We start from the raw sequence: 6249 nt of genomic DNA on the forward strand, positions 1-6249 counted from the left end.
GGACCGATCGGCTCGCCCCGGCGGAACGCCGCCGGTCCCGGACGCGACGCGTCCGGGACCGGCGGTGGGTGCGGGAGCCGGCCGGTGGGCGGCGGGGCCCGGCGAGCCCGGGGTCACCACCGCGCACCGGCCGGCGGGGGGATCACTCCCGGGGGAAGCTCTCGGCCAACTCGGAGACGAAGGCCTCCCGCTCGACCACCAGGCCGCCGGGGGTGTCGGCGTCGGGGGTCAGGATGAAGCTCTCCAACGACGAGGGGTTCGCCGGGTCGGAGAAGTCGTGCACGATGCCGAAGGCGTTGTCGTAGTCGTTCAGCTCCTGCATCGCGGCGGCCACGCCCTCACGGGTGAGGTCGTTGTCGTCGCAGGCGATGCGCAGCGCGTCGGCGACCAGGCGGGCGGCGTTCCAGCCGGCGACCACACCGTTGTCCAGGGTGGCGTCCGGGTACTCCTCCAGGTAGGCCTCGGCCAGGCTGCTCGGGCCCTCCTCGTCGGAGCCGATGGGCAGGGTCGGAGCGGCGATGTAGAACTCGTTCAGCAGCGCCGGTGCCGCGTCGGTGGCCAGGAGCTGCGGGGCGAACGCCGAGTTGTTGCCGATGATCGGCACGTTCAGCCCGGCCGCCGCCGCCACACCCGCCACCGAGGCGGCCTGGCGCGGACCGGCGCTGACGATGATCGCCGAGACGCCCTCGCGGGCGAGCGTGCCGACCTGCGCCGTCATGTCCTCGTCGGTGGGCTTGATCTGCTGCTCGGAGATGCTCAGGCCCAGCTCCTCTGCGGCGTACCGGGCCCCCTCCAGGGCGTTCTCGCCGTAGTCGCCCTCGAAGTAGACGTGCCCGATGGTGTCGCCCTCGGACAGGCCCTTCTCGTCCACCAGGAAGTCGATCGCGTTGATCGTCTCCACGTCGTAGGTGCTGCCGACCATGTGGATGTACTCGCTGCCCAGCAGGGCGGCGGTCCAGGCCTGGGCCACGATCACGGCGTGGTCGGTGGAGTCCACCTGGTCCTTGACCGCGGTGACGAACGGGGAGCCGATGAACTGGGTGTAGGCCAGGACGTTCGGCTCCAGCTCGTTGTAGGCGGAGATCGCCTGCGAGGCGTCGTAGCCGTGGTCGCGGGTGGTCAGTTCCAGGTCCCGCTCGCAGATCCCGCCCTCCTCGTTGACCTGCTTGACGTAGAGCTGCTGGGCCTGGGTGATGCTCACACCGAGGGTGGCGTAGGGGCCGGTCATGTCGGTGAGCGCGCCCAGCGCGATGGTGTCGTCGGTGACGCCGGGGCCGGTGGCGAGGCTCTCGCCGTCACCCGCGTCCCCACCGCCGCCGTTCCCGCCGCCCGGGTTGTCGTCCTCCGCCTTGCTGCTGCAGGCGGTCAGGGCAAGGGCCAGGACGGTCGCCGCGGCGACCGCGGCCGACGAGGCACTGCGCTTTCTCATGACGGAACCTCCATGTTGTTCCCGGTGTCGGTGGTTCTGGCCCTGCGTCGGGCCCTTCGGGCCCGCAGGACGGCGGGCAGGCGCGCCAGCCCGCCGGGTAGGAAGAGCACGGCGGCGACCACCGCCGCGCCGTACAGGTAGCGGGAGACCTCGCCGGGCGCGACGCCGCCGGTGCCCGGTGCGGAGACCAGGGGCAGCGCCTCGCTGTAGCGGGTCAGGACCTGCGGGATGACGGTGACGAAGAACGCCCCCAGGACGGCCCCGCCCACCGTGCCGAGCCCGCCGATCACGATCATGGCCAGGTACTCCAGTGCCAGGATCAGGCCGAAGTAACTGGGCACGGTGCGCTGGAAGATCAGCGCCAGGAGCACCCCGGCCAGGCCGGCGTACATCGAGGAGAGGATGAAGACCGCGCCCCGGTAGCGGGCCACCGGCACCCCCATCACGCCGGCGGCGATGCGGTGGTCGCGGATGGCGTTCATCGCCCGGCCGGGCCGGGAACGCAGGACGCCGCGGGCGAACAGCGCCCCGGCGACCAGCAGGAGCAGCCCCACGTACCAGAGCTTCTCCACGGCCTGGAAGGGCACCGAGGCGACCATGACGCGCTCGTTGTCGAAGGTGAAGCCGAAGACGTCCAGCGGCGGGACCGGCCGGCCGTTGTAACCGCCGGTCAGGTCGTGGGCGTTGAACAGCACGTGCTGGCCGATGAAGATCAGCGCCAGGGTGGCGATGCCCAGGTAGGCGCCGCGCAGCCGGCCGGCGATGGGGCTGAAGATCCCGCCCGCCACGCCCGCCAGGAGCACCGCGAGCACCATCGCGAGCAGTGGCGGCATCCCGAAACCGACGAGGTTGGCGTCCGGGTCCCCGGCGAGGATGCAGTAGCCGTAGGCCCCGATCGCCAGGAAGAAGGCGTGGCCCAGGGAGAGCTGTCCGGTCGCGCCGGTGAGCAGGTTCAGGCCGATGGCGCCGATGGCGGCGGCCATCGCGAAGAGGCCGGCGCGCAGCCAGAAGGCCTCCAGGTAGAAGGGCAGGAGCATCAGGACCAGGCCGAGCAGCAGCCACAGTCCGGGGGTGACCAGGTCGCGGGGGGCGCGGCCGGTTCGTCCGCCGGTGGGGCCGTCGGGACCCTTCTCCCCGACCCCCCGGCGAACCCGGGTGAGCAGATCAGACACGGGACAGCTCCCTCGTTCCGAAGAGACCGGCCGGACGGATCAGCAGGACGACCACCATCACCAGGTAGGGGGCGAGGTCGCCGATGCCGTTGCCGAGGAAGGAGAGCTCGCTCTGGTATCCGGTGGCCAGGGACTGGGTGACGCCGACGATGAGGCCACCGGCGAGGGCCCCGGTGGTGGAGTCCAGACCGCCGATGATCGCGGCGGGGAACGCCTTGAGGGCGATCAGGCCGGTCTCCCGGTCCAGGCCGGTGGTGGGGAAGACGGAGAGGAAGAGCGCGGCGACGGCCGCCAGCGCGCCGGCCACCGCCCAGGCGGAGGCGGAGATCCACCCCAGCCGCACGCCCATCAGGGCCGCCGTCCCGCGGTCCTCCGCGGCGGCCCGCATGGCCACGCCCCAGGAGGTGTACCGGAAGGCCAGCAGGAAGACGGTGATCAGGGCACCGGCCACCACGAAGGCGGCCACCCGGGTCTGCGGGATGCTCACCGGGCCGAGCTGCACCAGTGTGTTGCCCCAGGGGTCGCGGTAGCTGAAGATCTCCGGGCCGATGCGGCGGGCCAGCTCGGTGATCAGCACGATGTCGATGCCGATGGTCACGATCGCCAGCACGCTGTGGTCCCGGCCCCGGTAGCGCCGGATGATCAGGAATTCCAGGAGCATCCCCAGCAGGGCGGCGCCGGCGATGCCGACGAGCAGGGCGGGCCAGAAGCCGAGGGTGTCCCGGCTGACCACGGCGAAGTAGCCGCCGGCGAGCAGGAGCGAGGCGTGGGCGAAGTTCACCACCTCGGTGGACTTGAAGATGATCACGAAGCCGAGGGCGATCAGGGCGTAGACGGAGCCCAGGGAGATGCCGGTGATCAGCAGTTCGAGGAAGGTCGTCATCGGGAAGCTCCAGCCTCTCCCCCGTCCGAGGAGCCGTTCGGCGGGGAGCCGTCGGGCGCGTCGGATGCGTCGGGCGCGTCGGTGTCGGGGGCCGGACCGTCGGCCGGGGGCGTGGTGGTGTCGGTGGTCTTCGGGGGATGGGCGACGGGGGTGGCCGAGCTGGTCTCGGCTCCGCCGTTGGTGCCCAGGTAGGCGCGGGCGACCTCGGGGTCGTTCTGCACCCGCTCGGGGTCGCCGTGGGCGATGCGACGACCGAAGTCCAGAACGGTGACGGTGTCGGCCAGGCGCATCACCACGCCCATGTCGTGCTCGACGAGCAGGACCGAGACCCCCAGGTTCTCCCGGACGGCGGCGATGACCCCGGCCGCGTGGCGGCGCTCGGTCGGCGTCATGCCGGCGATCGGTTCGTCCAGCAGGAGCACCTCGGGCTCCATGCACAGCGCGCGGCCCAGTTCGACCAGCTTCTGCAGGCCGTAGGGCAGGATCCCGGCGGGGACGTCGAGGTACTTCCCCAGGCCCAGGAAGGCGGCGATCTCCCGCATCCGCTCGCGGTGGCGGGCCTCCTCCCGCACCGCCGAGGGGAGCCGCAGACCGGCGGCGAGGAAGCCGGTACGGGTCAGGCGGTGCCGGCCGAGCAGCATGGTGTCGGCGACGGTGGCGTGGTCGGAGAGGGCCAGGTTCTGGAAGGTGCGGGCCACCCCGAGGGCGGCGATCCGCTCCGGGGGCAGGCCGGTGAGTTCCCGCTCGCCGAGCCGCACGCTGCCCGAGGTGGCCCGGTAGACGCCGGAGAGCACGTTGAAGCAGGTGGACTTGCCGGCGCCGTTGGGGCCGATGACGGCGTGGATGCTGCCGGGCTCGACGGCGAAGGAGACGCCGTCCAGCGCGGTGAGGCCGGCGAAGCGGACGGTGAGGTCGGTGACCTCCAGCCGGGGCGGGGCGTCGGTGACGGCGGTGCCGACCGACGCGTCGGGGGCCTCGGGGGTACCGGGGTTCACGCGACCCACCTCCGCAGCGTCGGGTGACCGTCCGAGTGGTCGTGCTCGGCCCGGATCCCGGCCTCCGCGTCGGCGGCGGCGTCCTCGTCGCCGACCCCCAGGTAGCGGCGGCGCACCTCGTCGCTGGCGGCCAGTTCCGCGGCGGTGCCCGACAGCGCGACGGTGCCGGTCTCCAGCACCACCGCCCGGGTCGCCAGGTTCAGCGCGAGCGCGGCGTTCTGCTCGACCAGCAGGACGGCGGTGCCCTGGTCGTTGATCTCCCGGATGGTGTCGGCGATGCGGGCGGCCATCATCGGCGCCAGGCCCAGGGACGGTTCGTCCAGCAGGAGCAGACGCGGACGGGCCATCAGGGCCCGTCCCATGGCGAGCATCTGCTGCTCGCCACCGGAGAGCAGGCCGGCTCGTTGGTGGACCCGCTCGGCGAGCACCGGGAACAGGCCGAACACCCGCTCCCGGGCCTCCTGCTCGCCCCGGCGACCGTGGCGGGCCCCCAGGGCTCCGGCGCGCAGGTTGTCGGCGACGGACATCCGTGCGAAGACCTGCCGCCCCTCGGGCACCTGCACCACCCCGGCGGCGACGACCCGGGCGGCGTTGCGGCCGTCGAGCCGCTCGCCGGCGAACTCGATGGTCCCGCCGGTGATCGCGCCGCCCTGGAACCGCAGCGTGCCGGAAATGGCCCGCAACAGCGTGGACTTGCCCGCTCCGTTGCCGCCCAGTACGGCGGTCACGGCGCCGTCGGGCACCTCCAGGGAGACGGACGAGAGCGCGTGCACCGGCCCGTACCCGGCGGCGAGTCCGCGCACCCGCAGAATGGCGGCCTCCATCGGCCACCCCCTTCCAGCAGCGTGTCCGCACACCCCAGCACCGGCCCCGCGCCCCGTCCATGCCCGATCGCCGAATCGCTGCCGGTGACCAACGAGCGGGGAGGCCCGTTGTGCGGTTGCCCAATCGGGTGCGGCGCGGGGTCGGTGACCTCGGGGAAGGGAGGTGCCCGGGGGCGGGCCCGGTCGGTCGGCGGGACGCGCCGCGGCGCGGCGCGCGGGCTGTCGGGGGGCCGTAGCACAATGGCCGCATGGAGCTCACCAAGCACGGTCACGCCTGCGTCCGGATCGTCCACGGGGGTCGCACCCTGGTGATCGACCCCGGGGCGTTCGGGGAGCGGGACGCGGCGGTCGGGGCCGACGCGCTGCTGGTCACCCACGAGCACCCGGACCACTTCGACGAGGGACGACTGCGCTCGGCCATGGAGGCGGACCCGGCGGTGGAGCTGTGGGCGCCGCGCTCCGTGGCCGGGGTGATGGCGGCGGCCTTCCCCGGGCGCGTGCACGCGGTGGGCGACGGCGACACCCTCACCCCGGCGGGCTTCCCGATCGAGGTGCACGGTGAACTGCACGCGGTGATCCACCCCGACCTGCCGCGGGTCGCCAACGTCGGTTTCCTCGTGGAGGATCCGGACGGCTCGGCGGGCGCGATCTTCCACCCGGGGGACGCGCTGACCGTACCGGAGCGGGAGGTGGAGACGCTGCTGCTGCCGGTGCACGCCCCGTGGAACAAGTTCTCCGAGGTGGTGGACTACGTGCGGGAGGTCGCGCCGCGCCGGGCGCTGGCGGTCCACGACGGGCTGCTGGGGCCGGCCGGGCACACCGTCTACGGGCGCAACATGGGACCGGCCGGGCCGGGGTTGGGCGCGGCCGAGTACCTCCGGTTGGAGCCGGGCGAATCCCTCGCCCTCGTCTGAACCCGCCGCGGGTTCCCTCTCCCCCGCCGTAC

At 73.2% G+C, this 6249-nt stretch carries 5 protein-coding genes and 1 pseudogene; 1 reads left to right on the top strand and 5 read right to left on the bottom strand.

Translation table 11 applies throughout. From position 1 onward, the window contains the following. Positions 1-142: 142 nt before the first annotated feature. From FOE67_RS13095 to FOE67_RS13115, 5 genes and pseudogenes are all read right to left on the bottom strand, one after another. Complete coding sequence (locus FOE67_RS13095; RefSeq protein ID WP_182663807.1) at positions 143-1429, bottom strand: ABC transporter substrate-binding protein; 1287 nt, start codon at positions 1427-1429, stop codon at positions 143-145. Then, positions 1426-2508, bottom strand: a complete 1083-nt coding sequence (locus FOE67_RS13100; protein WP_228473839.1) for a branched-chain amino acid ABC transporter permease — start codon at positions 2506-2508, stop codon at positions 1426-1428. Before FOE67_RS13100 ends, FOE67_RS13095 begins: the two co-directional genes overlap by 4 nt. 85 nt (positions 2509-2593) lie before the next feature. Continuing rightward, positions 2594-3484, bottom strand: a complete 891-nt coding sequence (locus FOE67_RS13105) for a branched-chain amino acid ABC transporter permease (RefSeq protein ID WP_182663809.1) — start codon at positions 3482-3484, stop codon at positions 2594-2596. 182 nt (positions 3485-3666) lie between these two features. After that, positions 3667-4410: pseudogene (locus tag FOE67_RS13110) on the bottom strand (ABC transporter ATP-binding protein); the annotation flags it as partial. A gap of 65 nt (positions 4411-4475) precedes the next feature. Then, complete coding sequence (locus tag FOE67_RS13115) at positions 4476-5303, bottom strand: ABC transporter ATP-binding protein (RefSeq protein ID WP_182663811.1); 828 nt, start codon at positions 5301-5303, stop codon at positions 4476-4478. A gap of 248 nt (positions 5304-5551) precedes the next feature. On the opposite strand from FOE67_RS13115, the gene FOE67_RS13120 reads away from it, so the two are divergent. Beyond that, on the top strand, positions 5552-6217 hold the full coding sequence (locus FOE67_RS13120) for an MBL fold metallo-hydrolase (RefSeq protein ID WP_182663813.1): 666 nt from the start codon (positions 5552-5554) through the stop codon (positions 6215-6217). The last annotated feature ends 32 nt before the right edge of the window (positions 6218-6249 follow it).

The sequence above is a fragment of the Streptomyces calidiresistens genome, assembly GCF_014141525.1.
Classification (GTDB): domain Bacteria; phylum Actinomycetota; class Actinomycetes; order Streptomycetales; family Streptomycetaceae; genus Streptomyces; species Streptomyces calidiresistens.